Origin of the sequence: Peribacillus sp. FSL E2-0159 (assembly GCF_038643155.1) — a bacterium.
In the GTDB taxonomy this organism is placed as follows: Bacteria; Bacillota; Bacilli; order Bacillales; family DSM-1321; genus Peribacillus; species Peribacillus simplex.
The window spans coordinates 1672457-1690815 of sequence record NZ_CP152053.1; the positions used below are offsets into that span (position 1 = coordinate 1672457).

Annotated in this window: 19 protein-coding genes; all 19 read left to right on the forward strand. The window is 41.6% G+C overall.

Features of this window, described 5'->3' with window-relative positions; translation table 11 throughout:
- Positions 1–19 precede the first annotated feature (19 nt).
- The 19 genes from NYE63_RS08335 to NYE63_RS08425 all read left to right on the forward strand — a co-directional run bounded on the left by NYE63_RS08335 (position 20) and on the right by NYE63_RS08425 (position 18275).
- On the forward strand, positions 20–730 hold the full coding sequence (locus NYE63_RS08335; protein ID WP_342604776.1) for a DUF881 domain-containing protein: 711 nt from the start codon (positions 20–22) through the stop codon (positions 728–730).
- Positions 730–1095, forward strand: a complete 366-nt coding sequence (locus NYE63_RS08340) for a small basic family protein (RefSeq protein ID WP_063231929.1) — start codon at positions 730–732, stop codon at positions 1093–1095. Before NYE63_RS08335 ends, NYE63_RS08340 begins: the two co-directional genes overlap by 1 nt.
- 262 nt (positions 1096–1357) lie before the next feature.
- Entirely contained in the window at positions 1358–2656 is a 1299-nt protein-coding gene (gene ftsA, locus NYE63_RS08345) for a cell division protein FtsA (RefSeq protein ID WP_342604777.1), read from the forward strand.
- Positions 2657–2700: 44 nt separating this feature from the next.
- Positions 2701–3858 carry a cell division protein FtsZ gene (gene ftsZ / locus NYE63_RS08350; protein ID WP_134783292.1) on the forward strand — a complete coding sequence of 386 codons (1158 nt, stop codon included), beginning with the start codon at positions 2701–2703 and terminating at the stop codon, positions 3856–3858.
- A gap of 502 nt (positions 3859–4360) precedes the next feature.
- Positions 4361–5287: a sigma-E processing peptidase SpoIIGA gene (spoIIGA, locus tag NYE63_RS08355; protein ID WP_342604778.1), complete on the forward strand. Its 927-nt coding sequence runs from the start codon at positions 4361–4363 to the stop codon at positions 5285–5287.
- Between the two features lie 58 nt (positions 5288–5345).
- Positions 5346–6065 carry an RNA polymerase sporulation sigma factor SigE gene (gene sigE / locus NYE63_RS08360; protein WP_034313874.1) on the forward strand — a complete coding sequence of 240 codons (720 nt, stop codon included), beginning with the start codon at positions 5346–5348 and terminating at the stop codon, positions 6063–6065.
- Positions 6066–6215: 150 nt separating this feature from the next.
- Positions 6216–6995, forward strand: a complete 780-nt coding sequence (gene sigG / locus NYE63_RS08365; protein ID WP_034313871.1) for an RNA polymerase sporulation sigma factor SigG — start codon at positions 6216–6218, stop codon at positions 6993–6995.
- A gap of 232 nt (positions 6996–7227) precedes the next feature.
- Positions 7228–7497 carry a YlmC/YmxH family sporulation protein gene (locus NYE63_RS08370; RefSeq protein ID WP_251427762.1) on the forward strand — a complete coding sequence of 90 codons (270 nt, stop codon included), beginning with the start codon at positions 7228–7230 and terminating at the stop codon, positions 7495–7497.
- A gap of 55 nt (positions 7498–7552) precedes the next feature.
- Entirely contained in the window at positions 7553–8380 is an 828-nt protein-coding gene (gene pgeF / locus NYE63_RS08375; RefSeq protein WP_342604779.1) for a peptidoglycan editing factor PgeF, read from the forward strand.
- A 2-nt stretch (positions 8381–8382) separates the two neighbouring features.
- Positions 8383–9054, forward strand: a complete 672-nt coding sequence (locus tag NYE63_RS08380; RefSeq protein ID WP_342604780.1) for a YggS family pyridoxal phosphate-dependent enzyme — start codon at positions 8383–8385, stop codon at positions 9052–9054.
- A 21-nt stretch (positions 9055–9075) separates the two neighbouring features.
- A complete protein-coding gene (locus NYE63_RS08385; protein ID WP_342604781.1) occupies positions 9076–9540 on the forward strand; it encodes a cell division protein SepF in 465 nt (154 codons plus the stop codon).
- A 6-nt stretch (positions 9541–9546) separates the two neighbouring features.
- Positions 9547–9813, forward strand: coding sequence for a YggT family protein (locus tag NYE63_RS08390; RefSeq protein ID WP_053345253.1), 267 nt, complete (start codon positions 9547–9549; stop codon positions 9811–9813).
- 133 nt (positions 9814–9946) lie between these two features.
- Entirely contained in the window at positions 9947–10720 is a 774-nt protein-coding gene (locus NYE63_RS08395; protein WP_342604782.1) for an RNA-binding protein, read from the forward strand.
- A gap of 85 nt (positions 10721–10805) precedes the next feature.
- Positions 10806–11321: a DivIVA domain-containing protein gene (locus tag NYE63_RS08400; RefSeq protein WP_034313857.1), complete on the forward strand. Its 516-nt coding sequence runs from the start codon at positions 10806–10808 to the stop codon at positions 11319–11321.
- Positions 11322–11713: 392 nt separating this feature from the next.
- Complete coding sequence (gene ileS, locus NYE63_RS08405; RefSeq protein ID WP_342604783.1) at positions 11714–14482, forward strand: isoleucine--tRNA ligase; 2769 nt, start codon at positions 11714–11716, stop codon at positions 14480–14482.
- A gap of 207 nt (positions 14483–14689) precedes the next feature.
- On the forward strand, positions 14690–15160 hold the full coding sequence (gene lspA / locus NYE63_RS08410; protein ID WP_063231919.1) for a signal peptidase II: 471 nt from the start codon (positions 14690–14692) through the stop codon (positions 15158–15160).
- Positions 15153–16070, forward strand: a complete 918-nt coding sequence (locus NYE63_RS08415) for an RluA family pseudouridine synthase (RefSeq protein ID WP_342604784.1) — start codon at positions 15153–15155, stop codon at positions 16068–16070. Before lspA ends, NYE63_RS08415 begins: the two co-directional genes overlap by 8 nt.
- A 196-nt stretch (positions 16071–16266) precedes the next feature.
- On the forward strand, positions 16267–16809 hold the full coding sequence (pyrR, locus tag NYE63_RS08420; RefSeq protein ID WP_192203975.1) for a bifunctional pyr operon transcriptional regulator/uracil phosphoribosyltransferase PyrR: 543 nt from the start codon (positions 16267–16269) through the stop codon (positions 16807–16809).
- Between the two features lie 176 nt (positions 16810–16985).
- Positions 16986–18275: a solute carrier family 23 protein gene (locus NYE63_RS08425; RefSeq protein ID WP_063231917.1), complete on the forward strand. Its 1290-nt coding sequence runs from the start codon at positions 16986–16988 to the stop codon at positions 18273–18275.
- Positions 18276–18359 lie beyond the last annotated feature (84 nt).

Genomic DNA, 18359 nt, shown 5'->3' on the forward strand with positions numbered 1-18359 from the left:
GATTGGTGAGAAACTGGAAATGAAAAAAAAGCTTTCTTTTAGTTTGGTTACGTTGATTGCTGGCTTCATGCTCGCTATTCAATTCAATTTGGTGAATCAGCCTGTCGTTTCCGATACAAGGGATATGTGGGAGCTGAAAAATGATTTATTGGAAGAACAGCAGACCCAGGCGGATTTAATAGAGGGTATCAGTAAGCTTGAGGGAAAAATAGCATCCTATGAAACAAAGAAAAATGAGAGTAAAGAAGAAGTATTGCGTGACACCCTGACCGAATTAAAGACTGACGCAGGTTTGACTGAAATAAAAGGAAATGGAGTAATCGTATCTATACAGCCTATCAAAGCAGATATCCTTCTTGGTGAGAAGGTCGAGTATATTTCACCTGTATTGATCATTCGGCTCATTAATGAAATGTATAGGTATGGTGCTGACGAAATTTCCATTTCAGGACAAAGGTATATATCGACATCTGTTATTCGTGATATAAATGGGCAGCCGAAAATGGACGGATATCCTCTTGTTCATTACCCGGTCGAAATTCAGGCAATAACGGTTGATCCAAAGAAACTGAAGCAGCGTATTGAAGGTTCCGAACTTATGGATGATTTCTTTATAGATAATTTTGAAGTGCAAATTAAGGTGCCTTCCGGTCAGTTGACATTGCCGGCCTACCAAAATGCTATTAATGTGGATCACATGGAACCCATTATGGATGGGGGGGAATCGTAATGTGGCTGCCAGTTTTTGGACTCTTGATTGGAATCACCCTCGGTTTTTTGGTTGATTTTGATATTCCCCATGAATATTCAAATTATCTCTCCATTGCCGTGCTTGCTGCTTTTGATACCTTATTTGGGGGCATACGGGCACACCTGCAAAATATTTATGATGAAGTTGTATTTGTAACAGGATTCTTCTTTAATATTGTTTTAGCTGCAGGTTTGGCTTTTCTAGGTGTACATCTTGGTGTAGACTTATATTTAGCCGCAATCTTTGTGTTCGGTGTAAGGCTCTTTCAAAATATCGCCCTGATTAGAAGGATCCTAATTGAAAAATGGTCTATTTCCCGGAAAAAGCAGAAAAAAAATCTATAATTTTAAAGGGAATTAAGTTGTAAATGACGAATAGTTTAAGGCAGTATCTAGTTTATTAAGTAGATCAGTCTTGTAGAGAAGCGAACAATAAACATCATAGAGTGAGAAATCTACGAGTTTTGTTCGGGAATACAAAATGAACCGCTTAATATGAAATTCGCGAGTTGTTGTAATCAGTTCTGTTATTCTATAATGTATAAGTCTTCGATATAAAAATGTTATTCTACTAATACATGTATAAAACTGAAGGAGGTGCCATGGAATGAACAGCAACGAAATATACGTAAGTCTTGACATCGGTACATCCAGTGTAAAAGTTATCATTGGGGAAATGGTCAATGACACATTAAATATAATCGGTGTAGGAAATATTAAATCAGAGGGGCTCAAAAAGGGTTCGATCGTCGGTATAGATGAAACCGTCCAATCCATTCAAAAGGCTATAGAGCAAGCAGAACGGATGATAGGGCTGGAGATAAAAAAGGTAATCGTCGGCATAAGTGGAAACCATGTAACGCTTCAGCCGTGTCATGGGGTAGTAGCGGTATCCAGTGACAATAAAGAGATTACCGAGCATGACGTTTTCCGTGTTAGAGAAGCAGCGGAGTTAATAACGATACCATCCGACAGGGAAATCATCGACGTGGTGCCGATTCACTACAAAGTTGATGAACTTGATGAAATCAGTGATCCAAGGGGCATGATAGGTGTCCGGTTGGAAATGAGAGGGATTTTAATCACAGGTCTTCGGACAATTTTACATAATACGCTGCGCTGTGTGGAAAGGGCAGGATTAGAAATAACCGATATCGCCCTTCAGCCCTTAGCCGCAGGTTCCCTTGTTTTATCCAAGGATGAAAAAGAACTTGGTGTGGCACTTGTCGATATTGGCGGAGGTTCCACGACTCTGGCAATTTTCGAACAAGGCTATTTACAATATACGTCTGTGATACCTATAGGCGGGGAAACACTTACTAAGGACCTTTCCATCGTTCTAAGGACAACGATGGAAGAAGCTGAGAAAATAAAAGTAAAGCATGGACATGCCTTTTATGATGACGCGTCTGAAGATGAAGTATTCCAAATACCGATCATCGGCAGCGATCAGCAGCAGACCTGCAACCAGTTAATGCTTTCGGATATCATTGAAGCACGGGTGACCGAAATATTCGAGTTGATTCAAGATGATTTGAGGAGACTTGGCTTCCAGGATATACCGGGTGGTTTCGTGTTGACCGGGGGCGTCGTCAAGATGCCGGGAGTCCTGGAGCTAGCTCAATATGTGTTCCAAAACCGAGTAAGGACAGCTGAACCAAATTACATCGGTGTTAGGGAACCCCAATACACGACAGCTGTTGGTTTGATTAAACACGCATGCAAGAAAGAGAGAATGCAAAAAAACACCGCTAATAAAACTCCTGTAGCAGCTGGACAAGCTCAAGAAGATAACGACCAGCGCAGCCAGAAGGTTTCTCAGAAAAACAAAGAGAACACGGCTAAAAAACAAGGTGAAAAAGGTGAATCTAAATTCAAAAAAATCCTGGGTTACTTTTTTGAATAACAATCATTAAGAATCGGGAATTTCGTCAAAATAGGAGGATTGTCATGTTGGAGTTTGATTCTAATCTAGAACAATTAGCAACGATAAAAGTAATAGGTGTTGGCGGCGGCGGAAACAATGCGGTAAACAGAATGATCGAGCATGGTGTACAGGGTGTTGAGTTTATTTCTGTCAATACTGACGCACAAGCTCTTAATCTATCAAAAGCAGAAATCAAAATGCAAATCGGTGGGAAGCTTACACGAGGTTTGGGTGCAGGTGCCAATCCCGAGGTAGGAAAAAAGGCTGCTGAAGAAAGCAAAGAGCAGATTGAAGAAGCGCTTAAAGGTGCCGATATGGTATTCGTAACGGCTGGAATGGGCGGCGGTACAGGAACGGGTGCTGCTCCTGTCATAGCGGGCATTGCTAAAGATCTAGGGGCTCTTACAGTGGGGGTAGTTACACGTCCATTTACTTTCGAAGGCCGAAAACGTGCAACACAGGCACAAGGCGGCATTTCATCCATGAAGGAATCGGTTGACACACTGATCGTCATACCGAACGACCGCCTCCTTGAAATCGTCGATAAAAGCACGCCAATGCTTGAAGCATTCCGTGAAGCCGATAATGTACTTCGTCAAGGTGTACAAGGGATTTCAGATTTAATTGCTGTTCCAGGTCTTATTAACTTGGACTTTGCCGATGTGAAGACCATCATGTCCAACAAAGGTTCCGCACTTATGGGAATCGGGATTTCCTCAGGGGAAAACCGTGCGGCGGAAGCGGCGAAAAAAGCCATTTCCAGTCCGTTGCTTGAAACATCGATTGATGGTGCCCAAGGCGTACTGATGAATATTACCGGTGGTACGAACCTAAGTCTTTTTGAAGTCCAGGAAGCTGCCGATATCGTGGCTACTGCATCCGATCAAGACGTAAATATGATTTTTGGTTCGGTTATCAATGAAAACCTTAAAGATGAAATCGTCGTTACGGTAATTGCAACAGGCTTTAACGAGGTTGAAGCTTCAATACGGCCTACTGGACGTCCAACACTCGGACAACAGCAGCAATCAAGACCTCAGACACAACAAACGCCACAGACAAACGTGAAGCGTGAAGTGAAGAGAGAAGAAGTCAACGAACAGCCTGCACGTAATGCCAATCAAGGTGATGAGGCTTTGGATATTCCAACCTTCCTTCGTAACCGTAATAGACGCCGTTAAAATCGATGTCATATGCCGTTCCCATTTGGGGACGGTTTTTTTGTCGTCAATAAATGAATTCCTTAATAGCATTAGTATCCAATGACCTTATAATAATGGGGCTTTCTCGAGCTTTATCACTTGGACTGAAGTGCTAAACGAAATCTGCATAATTGTATCCCTGATCTTGTCTTAATGTCCCTGGGCCCATAGATTACCGGATTGTGCTGGATGTAGTGCCTGGGCAGAAGCCCATCTTTAGTTCACTTCCATTCATTAATGTAAAAAGATGAGAGAGCAATAAATTATTAAACTTTTATAACATAAATCGACAGAAGTAAAAGGGAGCAGGATAGTCTCTAAGACAGTATCTAAAATATCAATAGCTGTTTTTCTACAAAAAGGGTAAAAATGACTGAAAAACTCTTAAGTTTTCAGTACAAAAAGTGACACACTTTCTAAGGGCAGGTACGCTATACTTTTTGCTAGTGGAAGGTTAGTTCATAAAAGGAGGGGAGGGCGTTTGACTTTATATTTAGATGTGATCTGGTTGTTGAATTGGTTATTTGACTGCCTCCTTTTATATTGGACCGCAATCATTCTCAAACGAAGGGTAGCTCTTTGGCGGGTATGCATCGGCGGGCTGGTTGGTTCTTTCATTATCGTATTGGCATTCACTCCTTTTTATGCAATTGCCGACCGAGTGTACATGAAGATTTTAGTATCCCTGGTCATGGTGCTGGCAACCTTTGGGTTTAATAGGTTAAAACTTTTCATGAAATCGGTGGCTACTTTATATTTCGTGACGTTTTTATCGGGAGGGATCCTTCTGGGACTTCACTACCTATTTGAATTTCAAATCGTGTCCAAGGACCCTGGCCAATATGCAGGAATCAATCGTTTTGGCGACCCTGTCAGCTGGATATTCGTCATGATCGGGTTCCCGCTCGCATGGCAATTTTCCAAGCGAACACTTGAAGGGATGGAGATGACCAAGCTTACACATGAACAAATGGTTTCGGTCTCGGTTAAAATTTCTGACTTTGAAGGAACGTTTCATGGATTGGTGGATAGTGGCAATCAATTATATGACCCGATTACACGTTCCCCAGTAATGATCATCTCTCTTTCAGGTGGGGAAACAGGAATTCCGAACGATATGCTAGAGCTCTTTAAAAACCCTGATAACCTGATTAGTCAGGAAGTGCAGCCCGAATATTCATGGACAGGAAGAATGCGTGTCATCCCTTATAAAGTCGTGGGTCATGAACATCAGCTGTTAACCGCAATCAAACCGGATTACATTAAAATCGTTCAAGGAGAAAAAGAATTTCATGTCAAGCAGGGTCTCGTTTCGTTTACCTTTCAGCAACTCTCTCCCGACAATAGCTATCAATCTATCGTTCACCCAAAAATGTTAACCGGGATACCGGTGCAAAATGCCTCCTGAACCATCGCTTCACTCTTAAATTTGACCCATAATCCGTTTATTAGAAGGGAGAATTATTTTGAAGAAATTCATTCTTCGGCTCACTTATTTTTGGTACAAACTATTGTTCAAGCTCGGATTGAAAACGGACGAAATTTTTTATATAGGAGGGAGTGAGGCACTGCCGCCGCCCCTTTCAAAGGAAGAAGAGGCAATACTGATCAATAAATTACCCAATGGCGATGAAGCTGCACGCTCGATCTTGATTGAACGTAATTTAAGGTTAGTGGTTTATATTGCCAGGAAATTCGAAAATACTGGCATAAATATTGAGGATTTAATCAGCATCGGTACGATAGGTTTGATCAAAGCAGTGAATACATTCAATCCTGAGAAGAAAATAAAACTTGCTACATATGCTTCGAGATGCATCGAGAATGAAATATTAATGTATTTACGCAGAAATAACAAAATCCGCTCTGAAGTTTCTTTTGATGAACCTCTCAATATTGATTGGGATGGAAATGAGCTTCTGTTATCCGATGTACTTGGAACGGACGATGACATTATCACGAAAGACTTGGAGGCAAACGTTGACCGTAAGCTGCTGACAAAAGCACTTACGCAGTTATCCGAACGTGAAAAACAGATAATGGAACTCCGTTTTGGACTTGCAGGCGGAGAAGAAAAAACCCAAAAGGACGTTGCCGACATGCTGGGGATTTCCCAATCTTACATTTCACGTTTGGAAAAAAGGATTATTAAGAGGCTTCGAAAAGAATTTAATAAAATGGTGTAAAAAAATAATGTGCTTAAATGTCAATCAAATCAATACTTTTGTAGCTAAAATGAAAAATAATGAAGATTTTCTGTTCTAGCCACGTGCATATTTTTTCCTCCCGCGGAAATACTGTTTTTTGTACAGCGCTCCTGTGAGGAGGGAATAATTTTGTCTCGTAATAAGGTTGAAATCTGCGGTGTGGATACATCAAAATTACCGGTTTTAAAGAATGAAGAAATGAGAAAACTCTTTAAAGAACTGCAAGATGGCGATATTTCAGCAAGAGAGAAACTGGTAAACGGGAATCTTCGACTCGTTCTTAGCGTAATTCAACGCTTCAACAATCGGGGAGAGTATGTAGATGATCTATTTCAGGTAGGCTGTATAGGGTTGATGAAGTCGATAGATAACTTTGACCTAGGTCAAAATGTTAAGTTTTCAACGTATGCTGTACCGATGATTATTGGAGAGATCAGAAGATATCTTCGTGACAATAATCCGATTCGGGTATCCCGTTCTTTAAGAGACATCGCTTACAAAGCTCTGCAGGTAAAAGAAAAGCTCATAAGCCAGACCCTTCGTGAGCCAACAGCTGAAGAAATCGCCAAGGTGTTGGAAGTACCTCATGAAGAAATTGTTTTTGCACTAGATGCTATACAAGATCCAGTTTCACTTTTTGAACCGATTTATAATGATGGCGGGGATCCGATTTATGTACTCGACCAACTGAGTGATGAAAAAAATAAAGATAGTACCTGGATTGATGAAATAGCTATAAATGAAGGCATGAGACGGTTGAATGACCGGGAGAAAATGATCCTTCGCAAACGGTTTTTCCAGGGGAAGACGCAAATGGAGGTAGCCGAGGAAATCGGCATCTCACAAGCACAGGTCTCCCGATTGGAAAAAGCGGCAATCAAGCAAATGAATAAAAATATCCAACAGTAGAAGCTGAGCATGAGAGAAAGTTAGCTTGAAGCGGGTAGGGCAAAAATGTCGATACCCGCTGACAGCTACTTTTCCATAGCGGCTTTTTTATTTTGTTGAAATTCCCTTTCGGTAGGTAAGTCGTGAATCGAGTGGACGTTTATTTATCGTATTCTTCATCCTTGAGCGCATCATGTCATATACATAGGAATAGGACCTTCATCTATGATGAAATTTTGAGGAGCTGAGTGATGTGACCAGGATTTCCGACTTTCAAATTAAGGATATCGTCAATATAGCGGACGGTAAGAAATTAGGTAATATGTCAGATCTTGAAATCAATACGGCCACGGGGAAAATAGAGGCCATCATCGTTTCAAATGGAACTAGGTTAATGGGTTTTTTTGGCAGGGAACAGGATATTGTGATTCCATGGCGGAAAATAAAAAAAATCGGTGCAGATGTCATTCTTGTTGAACATCAGACGGTATTTCAAGAAGAACTGAAAGATGAACGGTTTTAAAGGTACATGGCGCAAATATATGATACACTAGACTAAAAATAAAGAGGTTTATAGCATGAGAGAGCCATTTGTTTTAATAAAAGACCAATATATGCTCATTGACAGCTGGAGACAACAAAATCTCCAGCTCGTAGCGGGCTTCACCACAAAAAATGGGGGAGTCAGTACAGGTGATTTTCAAACGTTGAATACAGGTTTTCATGTCGGGGATAAACTTGAAGATGTCCAGGGAAACCGCAGGATTTTAGCAGGTAAGCTGATGTTTCCGCTAAATGGATGGATAGGTGCCGAGCAGACTCATGAAACGAAAATCCATCAAGTTACCAGCCGCGATGGCGGGAGAGGTGCAACGGATTATGATTCAGCCTTTAAAGCGACTGACGGTTTCTATACGAAAGACCAAAACGTTCTATTGACCCTTTGCTATGCCGACTGCGTGCCCTTATACTTTCTTGCTCCGGCACATGGTATGATTGGGGTGGCACATGCTGGCTGGAAGGGTACCGTTAATGGAATTGCACGAAAAATGGTTGAGGCATGGCTGAGTGAGGGTATAAAGGCAAGTGAGATATATGCTGTTATTGGACCGTCTATTTGTTCGAAGTGCTATGTAGTTGATGATTATGTCATGGATTTAGTGCAGAATTTGCTGGTAGATATTGACGAAAAGCCCTATAATTTAATCAGTGAAGGGCAATATGAGTTAGACCTTAAGCAACTTAATGCATTGATTCTTCAAAAATCAGGAATTCCAAAAAGTCAGATCGACGTTACATCATACTGTACAAGCTGTGATCATGAATTGTTTTTTTCACATCGCCGTGATAACGGGAAGACAGGTAGGTTGATGAGTTTTATCGGTTGGAAGGAGGATTTAGAGTAACAGTGAAAGTAGTGGACAATTTAAAAAACATCGAAGAAAAAATAAATATAGCATGTGAAAATAGTGGAAGGGACCGTGAAGCGATAAAGTTGATCGCAGTGACGAAATATGTTTCGGTCGAGAGAGCGTATGAAGCATTGGAAGCGGGAATATTTGATTTGGGTGAAAACCGTGACGAAGGGCTATTGAATAAATATGAAGTGCTGAAGGACAAGCCCAACTGGCATTATATTGGTTCTATGCAAACACGCAAAGTAAAGAATGTCATCGATAAAATTTCGTATATCCATTCATTGGATCGCATTTCTTTGGCAGAAGAAATTCAAAAACGCGCAAACGGGCCGATAAACTGTTTAGTGCAGGTGAATGTTTCTGGTGAAGAATCAAAACATGGTCTGAATCCTGAGGCGACAATGGATTTCATAAAAGGGTTATCTGATTTTGATAAGGTGAATGTTGCAGGATTGATGACGATGGCGCCATTGACCGATGATGAACAGGTTTTGCGGGAATGCTTCCGGAAACTTAAAGGCATCCAGGTTGAAATACAAAATTTAGAGTTGAAGCACGCCCCCTGCACTGAATTGTCCATGGGCATGTCCAATGATTTCATGATTGCCATTGAGGAAGGCGCTACAATGATCAGGATTGGTACAGCACTTGTAGGCGAATAATTTTAAGGAGGTACGCTATAGATGTCATTCGTATCAAAATTTAAATCTTATTTCGCGCTGGATGATGAGTATGAGTACAAGGATGAAGTGATGGAAGAAGAGGAGGCTGAACCAAAAGTCGTGAAGTCAGCTAAACAGCAGCAGTCAGCTTCTGCAGGGAATAATGCCAATCAGAATATCGTAAGTTTGCAAAGCGTACAGAAATCTTCTAAAGTAGTATTATTGGAGCCTCGTGCTTATGCAGAAGCCCAGGAGGTAGCTGACCATTTAAAAAACAGGCGCGCTGTAGTCGTGAACCTTCAACGAATCCAGCATGACCAAGGAAAGCGAATCATCGATTTTCTAAGTGGGACTGTCTATGCAATCAGCGGGGATATCCAAAAAATCGGAACAGATATATTCTTATGTACCCCGGACAACGTCGATGTTTCCGGTAATATTACCGGCTTCGCCGCCGAAGAGGAGTACGAAGAAGCGAGGTGGTAATGGTTAATGGGTTTAGTGCTTCAGGGTTTATATTATTTAATTGAAATTTATTCAATGGCATTAATCGGTTACATATTGATGTCTTGGTTCCCCAATGCAAGAGAGACATCGATTGGTCAATTTCTGGAAAAAATTTGCGAACCGTATTTAGAACCGTTCAGAAAGTTCATTCCGCCACTTGGCATGATTGATCTTTCACCTCTTGTGGCCTTGCTGGTACTTAATTTTGCCAGCGGTTATGGAATCTATTACTTACAGACATTAATAGGATGATCAACAATTAACCTGACATGCATATTACTACACAGTCGGAACATTCTCCGCTGTGTAGTTGCAACGCAGAACCGTTTAATCAATTCCTTATGATCGACCATTAATTTGATAACTAAGGAGCATTTATTCAATCATGAGTATTTATCAGCATTTCAGGCCGGAGGAAAAAGATTTTATTGACCAGGCTATGAATTGGATTGATCAGGTTAAAAATTCCTACGCTCCGAAACTATCTGATTTTCTTGATCCGCGTCAGCAGGAAATCCTTACTTCCCTAATAGGGAATGATCCGGAAGCGAAACTGCAATTCAATGGCGGAAGCGATTTCGTAGAGCGAAAACGTGTGCTCATTTACCCTGATTATTACTCTCCTGAACCATCTGATTTCAATATCTCCTTATACGATATCTCCTATCCAAAAAAATTTGTAACGCTTGAACATAGGCAAATACTTGGAACCTTGATGTCACTAGGGGTAAAGCGTGAAAAATTTGGTGATATAATAGTGACGGAGGAGCATATTCAATTTATAGCTGCCGAAGAGATGGATTCATATCTCACAGGAAATCTGGAGAAAATAGGTAATGCTTCCGTTTCCATCAAACGGCTTCCAATCGAGAATATCGTCCAAGTTAAGGAGAAATGGGAAGAGCAAGTAACCACCGTCAGTTCTCTTAGGCTTGACAGTGTGCTATCGTCCGTCCTGAACATGTCCCGTCAAAAAACGCAGGCCTTGATAACGTCAGGTAAAGTAAAGGTGAATTTCAAGCAAACGGAAAACGTCTCGGAAGAATGCCGTGAAGGAGATACACTTTCCATCAGAGGTTTTGGCAGATGTAAAATAGCTTCAATCGATGGGAAAACCAAGAAGGATAAGTGGAGAATCTCGTTAGGCAGACAAAAATAATTCAATAAAAAGCAGGATTAATAAATTTATTGTCGAATATAGAGTTTTAACATACTAGAGTAGAAACCGTTCTGGAGGTGCCGTAATGCCCTTAACCCCGATAGATATACATAACAAGGAATTTAACAAAGTATTTCGTGGGTATGATGAAGATGAAGTTAATGAATTCCTCGACCAGGTCATTAAAGATTATGAACTGATTTTGAGGGAGAAGAAAGAACTTGAAGATAAACTGAACGAGACTTTTGATCGTTTGGGACATTTTACGACAATTGAGGGTACACTTAACAAGTCGATTATTGTCGCTCAGGAAGCAGCTGAAGAATTAAGGCGCAATGCCCAAAAAGAAGCGAAACTGATCATAAAGGAAGCAGAGAAAAACGCGGACAGGATCGTCAATGAGTCACTCGTGAAAGCAAGGAAAATAGCGATGGATATTGAAGATTTGAAAAAGCAATCCAAAGTATTCCGGACGCGTTTCAAAATGCTTGTCGGTGCACAGCTCGATTTGCTGGACAATGACGATTGGGATCATCTTCTGGATTATGAAGTGGATGCGACTGAAATAGAATTAAATGAGAGAGTGGAAGAGGAAATTTAAACGATTCCTTGACTTTGAACACTTTTTTCGCATATAATTTTTTAACAATACTATTCATTATGAAATTAGACGATGACAGGGAAAGTAAATTCTTCACACACTTATTTTTAGCGAACCGGGGATGGTGAAAGCCCGGAATAAGCGAAGATATTGAAGATCACCCTTGAGTTCTGAGTTGAACCTGCTTTTGCAGTAAGTAAATGAAGCGTTTCATTCACGTTACGAATGCTCGAGAGGATGGATTCACTTGTGAATCTTTCTAGCCAGGGTGGTACCGCGGGAAGCTAAGCTTTCTCGTCCCTTTTTTAGGGATGAGAGGGCTTTTTATTTTGGCCGGATATCAAGTCATCGGTTCGAATGAATTTATGTAAAGACGGATGGAGGATTTAATGATGGAATACAAAGATACCTTATTGATGCCTAAAACTGAATTTCCAATGCGGGGGAATTTGCCGAAACGTGAACCGGAAATCCAAGAAAAATGGAATGAAATGAACATCTATAAAAAAGTGCAAGAACAAACGGAAGGACGTCCTTTATTCATTTTGCATGATGGACCTCCGTATGCAAACGGCGATATCCATATGGGCCATGCAATGAACAAGGTTTTAAAGGATTTCATTGTCCGATTTAAATCTATGAGCGGTTTTCAAGCTCCGTATGTACCTGGCTGGGATACGCATGGGCTTCCGATTGAAACGGCATTGACAAAAAAAGGCGTGAAACGGAAAGAAATGAGCGTTGCCGAATTCAGAAAGCTTTGTGAAGAGTATGCTTATGGTCAGATTAACAATCAACGTGAGCAGTTTAAGAGAATAGGGGTACGTGGTGATTGGGAAAATCCTTATATCACATTAAAGCCTGAGTATGAAGCACAGCAAATCAAGGTATTCGGTGAAATGGCGAAAAAAGGCTACATTTATAAAGGGAAAAAACCTGTTTACTGGTCCCCATCAAGTGAATCAGCGCTGGCCGAAGCTGAAATTGAATATCAAGATAAACGCTCTGCGTCGATCTATGTTGCTTTTGAAGTCACAGATGGCAAAGGTGTAATCGATGAAGGCGTCAAAATCATCATCTGGACGACAACTCCATGGACGATTCCGGCTAATCTTGGTATCTCATTGCATCCGCAATTAAATTATGTAGTAGTAGCTGTCGAAAATGAAAAATTCTTACTTGCTGAGGCACTGCTTGAATCGGTTACGGAAACATTAGGCTGGGAAAACCCGTCTATCCTGAAAACAGTAAAAGGAAGCGAGTTGGACCGTGCTGTTGCCAAACATCCTCTTTATGATCGCGAATCTTTAGTGATGTTAGGTGAGCACGTAACGACTGAAGCTGGAACGGGTTGTGTTCATACTGCGCCTGGCCATGGTGAAGATGACTTTATCATTGGGCAAAAATATGGCTTGGACGTACTTTGTCCTGTAGATGAAAAAGGAGTCATGACTGAAGAGGCAGGGGAATTTGCCGGATTGTTTTATGATCAAGCGAATAAACCGATTACCGAAAAATTAACTGAAGCAGGCGCGTTATTGAACTTGACGTTCATTACGCACTCTTACCCACATGACTGGCGGACGAAGAAGCCAACGATCTTCCGTGCAACAGCACAATGGTTCGCGTCAATCAAAGACTTCCGCAGTGATCTTCTGGAAGCGATTGAAGAAACCAAATGGGTACCGGCTTGGGGCGAAACGCGCCTATTCAATATGGTCCGTGACCGCGGGGATTGGTGTATTTCTCGCCAACGCGCTTGGGGCGTGCCAATTCCAGTGTTTTATGCAGAAAATGGCGAGCCGATCATTACGGATGAAACCATCAACCATATTTCAAACCTATTCCGCGAACACGGTTCAAACATCTGGTTTGAGCGTGAAGCGAAAGATCTTCTGCCTGAAGGCTATACACATGAAGGCAGCCCGAATGGTATCTTCACGAAAGAAACGGATATCATGGACGTATGGTTCGATTCCGGTTCTTCTCATCAAGCGGTACTTGAAGAAAGAGACGACTTGCAGCGCCCTGCTGACCTTTATTTAGAAGGGTCCGATCAATACCGCGGCTGGTTTAACTCATCACTTTCAACAAGTGTTGCGGTTACAGGAAAAGCACCATATAAAGGTGTGCTTAGCCACGGGTTCGCATTGGATGGCGAAGGCCGAAAAATGAGTAAGTCGATTGGTAACGTTGTACTGCCGTCCAAGGTCATGAACCAACTTGGTGCAGATATCTTACGCCTTTGGGTAGCTTCGGTGGATTACCAATCGGATGTCAGGGTTTCCGATCCTATTTTAAAACAAGTTTCAGAAGTTTACCGTAAAATTCGTAATACATTCCGCTTCCTGTTAGGTAACTTGGATGGATTTAATCCAAAAACCGATAAAGTTTCAGTCCAAGAATTGCCTGAAGTCGATCGATACATGCTAGTTAAATTGAATAAACTGATCAAACAGTCGAAGCTAAGTTATGAAAATTATGAGTTTGCTACAATTTATAATATGGTCAATAATTTCTGTACACAGGATTTAAGTTCGTTCTACCTTGATTATGCAAAAGACATTCTTTATTGTGAAGCACCAAATGGTAAAGAGCGTTTGGCCATTCAAACTGTCCTTTACGAATCATTGGTCAGCTTAACGAAATTGGTGTCACCGATCCTCTCTCATACAGCTGATGAAGTATGGGCGTTCATTCCTGGTGTAACGGAAGAAAGTGTACAGTTGACATTGATGCCTGAAGAAATTTCCATTGATGATGCTGAAGTCATTGAAGAAAAATGGACGGCTTTCATGGATGTCCGTGATAATGTTCTGAAAGCATTAGAAGAAGCCCGTAACCAGAAGGTCATTGGAAAATCACTGAACGCTAAAGTGATGGTATATGTTAATGAAGAAACGAAGAATCTGCTTGATGGCATCAAGGAAAGCTTTGAACAGCTATTCATCGTATCCGAATTCGAAATCGCTGGCGATGTGGCAAGTGCCCCAGCAGAAGCGGTTAAACTTGAGGATATAGCGATCCTTGTTACAAAAGCAGAAGGTGAAACGTGTGAACGTTGCTGGAATGTTTCGAAGGAAGTTGGTCAAGTGGAAGAACATCCAACACTTTGCCCGCGTTGCGCTACAGTCGTGAAAGAGCATTACGTGAATCAATAATTCCCACAAAAAAGCCGGTCCCTTCATGAGGGGCCGGCTTTTTTATGGGAATGAAAGCTGAAACCTCAATAGGGAATTTGGACTTTATTCAATCTTCCCTATATTCTTCAGGTACAGTTAGCATACTTCTGTTTTTCGGATTAGTCATTATTTCTAGTTTATGCTACAATTCAAAAGTGAAGATTTGATTAGTTTGGGGGAAAAAATGTGTTTTATTATTTGATTGCCCTTTTGGTCATAGCTCTCGATCAGCTGACAAAATGGATGATTGTGAAAAAAATGGAGTACGGAGAAAGCATTGAAATTATTGAAAACCTTCTATATATCACCTCGCATCGTAATCGTGGGGCAGCATGGGGAATTCTACAAGGTCAAATGTGGTTTTTCTACATCATCACCATCGCTGTCATTATTGGACTTGTCTATTATATTCAGAAAATGGCGAAGGAAAGCATTTTGCTTGGAGTTGCACTTGCTCTCATGCTAGGCGGTGCGATTGGTAATTTCATCGATCGTGTTGCTCGTCAGGAAGTAGTGGATTTCGTTCATACCTATATTTTCAGCTACAGTTTCCCGGTATTTAATGTTGCTGATGCTGCGCTTTCAATTGGTGTCGGACTGCTCGTGATTCATATGTTTTTAGAAGAAAAAAACGCTAAGGAGAAAGATAATGGATAAAAGGTTATACAGCATCGATGAAACGCTAAAAGGAGTTAGGATTGATAAGGCTCTTTCCACTTTGAATGAAGAATGGTCACGTACTCAGGTCCAGCAATGGATTAAGGATGATCATGTTTTGGTAAATGGCACGGCGATAAAGACGAATTACAAAGCTATTCCTGGCGATACAATCGAAGTGACGATTCCTGAACTTGAGGAATTGGATGCGGTAGCAGAGGAAATGAATTTGGATATATATTATGAAGATGCAGATGTACTCGTGGTTAATAAACCGAGCGGTATGGTCGTCCATCCGGCACCGGGACATGTATCTGGCACGCTTGTAAATGGATTGATGGCTCACTGCAAGGATCTTTCTGGAATCAACGGTGTCATGCGACCTGGAATCGTCCATCGGATCGACAAAGATACTTCAGGGCTATTAATGGTTGCCAAAAATGATATGGCACATGAAAAACTGGTACAGCAGCTTGTTGATAAAACGGTTACCCGTAAGTATCAAGCTGTAGTTCATGGTGTGATCCCTCATGACTTCGGAACGATCGATGCACCGATCGGCCGCGATAAAAAAGATCGCCAAAGCATGACTGTCACAGATTCGAATTCCAAAAATGCTGTCACGCATTTCCGTGTCATCGAACGCTTCAAAGCTTTCACTTTGGTGGAATGCCAGCTTGAAACAGGAAGGACACATCAAATCCGTGTTCACATGAAATACATTGGCTTCCCACTAGCGGGGGATCCGAAATATGGTCCGAAAAAGACCTTGAAATTAGATGGACAAGCGTTGCACGCCGGTCTTCTAGGTTTCATTCATCCACGTACAAATGAGTATATGGAATTCGAAGCTCCGATTCCGGAAGAGTTTGAAAATCTAATTAATCAATTGCGTAGAAGTAAGGATTGACAAATTCGTTTTTTTGATATATTATAATAACAACTTAATAAGAACCTTTAACACAGTTCAGAGAGACTGAGAAGGAAACGGATACGCAAAGTGGGATAATTCTGCCCATGGCGATAAAATCCTCATGCCTTCTTGGCATGAGGATTTTTTGTTGAAATTGACCTATCAGAAAAATGGAATCGGGGTGGCCGACGTGTTGAATGAGAAAGCCATAGTACTTGATGAGCAGGCCATTAGCAGAGCCTTGACGAGAATTGCCCATGAAATTATTGAGAAAAATAAGGGGATTGAAGATTGCGTCTTAATCGGGATACGTACACGCGGGATTTTCCTCGCTGACCGACTTGCAAAGCGCATCAATCAAATAGAAGGCAAGGAAATAGAACTGGGTGAACTGGATATTACACTTTATCGCGATGATCTTTCGAAAAAGACCAATGATGGGGAACCTATCGTAAAAGGCTCAGACATTCCGGTCAATATCACTGACAAGAAAGTGATTTTAGTGGATGATGTTCTTTTCACAGGCAGAACCGTTAGAGCGGCAATGGATGCTCTGGTGGACTTGGGAAGACCTTCGCAGATCCAGCTCGCCGTATTAGTAGATAGGGGACATAGGGAATTACCGATTCGCGCGGATTTCGTCGGCAAAAACGTTCCGACCTCCCAATCTGAAAAAATTACAGTTACTTTAACAGAAGTTGATGAAGTAGATCAAGTTACTATATTAGAAAACTAAACAACATGAAAATTTCATATTACCCTTTTAAAGACAGTCCAGAGAGGCTGGCAAAGGGGAGTCAATCGGGAGAGCTGTGCCTATGAATAGGCATTCACCTTCTGAGAAACCCTCTTTGTATACCGCAAAGAGGGTTTTTACAGTTTTGATGGAATTTTCATGAGGGGGATACGGAAATGGAAGAAACAAAAAGGGATATAGTATTGGATGTCGAGGACGTGCCAAAGGCTGGCCAGTGGATTACGTTAAGCATCCAGCATTTGTTCGCCATGTTCGGTGCAACGGTGTTGGTGCCATTCTTGGTAGGATTAAGCCCGGCGGTAGCACTGGTTTCAAGCGGATTGGGCACACTTTCATACTTATTGATAACCAAAGGTCAGATACCAGCATATCTCGGTTCATCTTTCGCTTTCATTACTCCAATTATCGCGGCAAAGGCCTTAGGAGGTCCGGAAGCGGCCATGATCGGCTGTTTTGCAGCAGGGTTCATATATGGGATAGTAGCTTTGATTATCCAAAAAGTCGGATTGCGCTGGCTAATGAATATACTTCCTCCGGTTGTGGTGGGTCCGGTGATTATCGTAATCGGATTAAGCCTTGCAGGAACTGCGGTGGACATGGCAATGTATGATCCACAAGATAAATACAGCGTCACATATATAGTTATTGCACTGATCACTTTAGCGGTAACTATCATCTGCAACGTGTTCTTTAAGGGATTCATTAACTTGATCCCCATATTAATGGGAATCATAGTGGGCTACGGCTGTTCGGCTGTTGCAGGAATAATAGATTATGAACCGATCAAGTCAGCACAATGGTGGGAAATGCCTGAATTCATGTTTCCATATGTAACCTATACACCGTCCTTCTCATGGGAGGTCATTGCCATCATGGTACCAGTCGCCATCGTAACTTTGTCAGAACATATCGGACACCAGATGGTACTGAGCAAAGTAGTCGGCAGAAACTTTTTGGAAAAGCCAGGTTTGCATCGCTCGATTTTAGGAGATGGAGCAGGAATCATGATTGGTTCCTTCATCGGTGGGCCGCCGCTGACTTCATATGGTGAAAATATTGGGGTCCTGACTATGACAAAGGCGTACAGTGTTTATATCATCGGAGGGGCAGCATTCACTGCAATCATCTTTGGTTTTAACGGGAAGATTTCAGCAGTCATCAGCTCGATACCTACAGCTGTGATGGGTGGCATTTCCATCTTACTCTTCGGTATCATCGCATCAAGTGGATTGAGGATGCTGATTGATAATAAGGTCGATTTTGACAAGAAAAGAAACCTGATGATAGCTTCAGTCATCCTGGTGTTAGGAATCGGAGGAGCGTTCGTACAACTATCGGAAACGGTATCGCTTTCCGGAATGGCACTTTCAGCCATCGTCGGAATCCTTCTTAACTTGATTCTTCCGGACCGGGAAAAAATATCCGGAGATATATTTGAAAAATAAGATACTGCATCAAAACAATAAATCACCTTTTAAAAGAAGTCCAGAGAGGCTTGAAAGGGTGTTGCTGTAAAGAAAATGAGAACG

Excerpts from the sequence above, each read along its gene's own strand:
- ftsZ (WP_134783292.1), top strand. The coding sequence starts at position 2,701 with ATGTTGGAGTTTGATTCTAATCTAGAACAATTAGCAACGATAAAAGTA.
- NYE63_RS08390 (WP_053345253.1), top strand. The coding sequence starts at position 9,547 with ATGGGTTTAGTGCTTCAGGGTTTATATTATTTAATTGAAATTTATTCA.
- ileS (WP_342604783.1), top strand. The coding sequence starts at position 11,714 with ATGGAATACAAAGATACCTTATTGATGCCTAAAACTGAATTTCCAATG.
- NYE63_RS08425 (WP_063231917.1), top strand. The coding sequence starts at position 16,986 with ATGGAAGAAACAAAAAGGGATATAGTATTGGATGTCGAGGACGTGCCA.
- NYE63_RS08385 (WP_342604781.1), top strand. The coding sequence starts at position 9,076 with ATGTCATTCGTATCAAAATTTAAATCTTATTTCGCGCTGGATGATGAG.
- NYE63_RS08400 (WP_034313857.1), top strand. The coding sequence starts at position 10,806 with ATGCCCTTAACCCCGATAGATATACATAACAAGGAATTTAACAAAGTA.
- pgeF (WP_342604779.1), top strand. The coding sequence starts at position 7,553 with ATGAGAGAGCCATTTGTTTTAATAAAAGACCAATATATGCTCATTGAC.
- NYE63_RS08335 (WP_342604776.1), top strand. The coding sequence starts at position 20 with ATGAAAAAAAAGCTTTCTTTTAGTTTGGTTACGTTGATTGCTGGCTTC.
- NYE63_RS08415 (WP_342604784.1), top strand. The coding sequence starts at position 15,153 with ATGGATAAAAGGTTATACAGCATCGATGAAACGCTAAAAGGAGTTAGG.
- ftsA (WP_342604777.1), top strand. The coding sequence starts at position 1,358 with ATGAACAGCAACGAAATATACGTAAGTCTTGACATCGGTACATCCAGT.
- NYE63_RS08395 (WP_342604782.1), top strand. The coding sequence starts at position 9,947 with ATGAGTATTTATCAGCATTTCAGGCCGGAGGAAAAAGATTTTATTGAC.
- NYE63_RS08340 (WP_063231929.1), top strand. The coding sequence starts at position 730 with ATGTGGCTGCCAGTTTTTGGACTCTTGATTGGAATCACCCTCGGTTTT.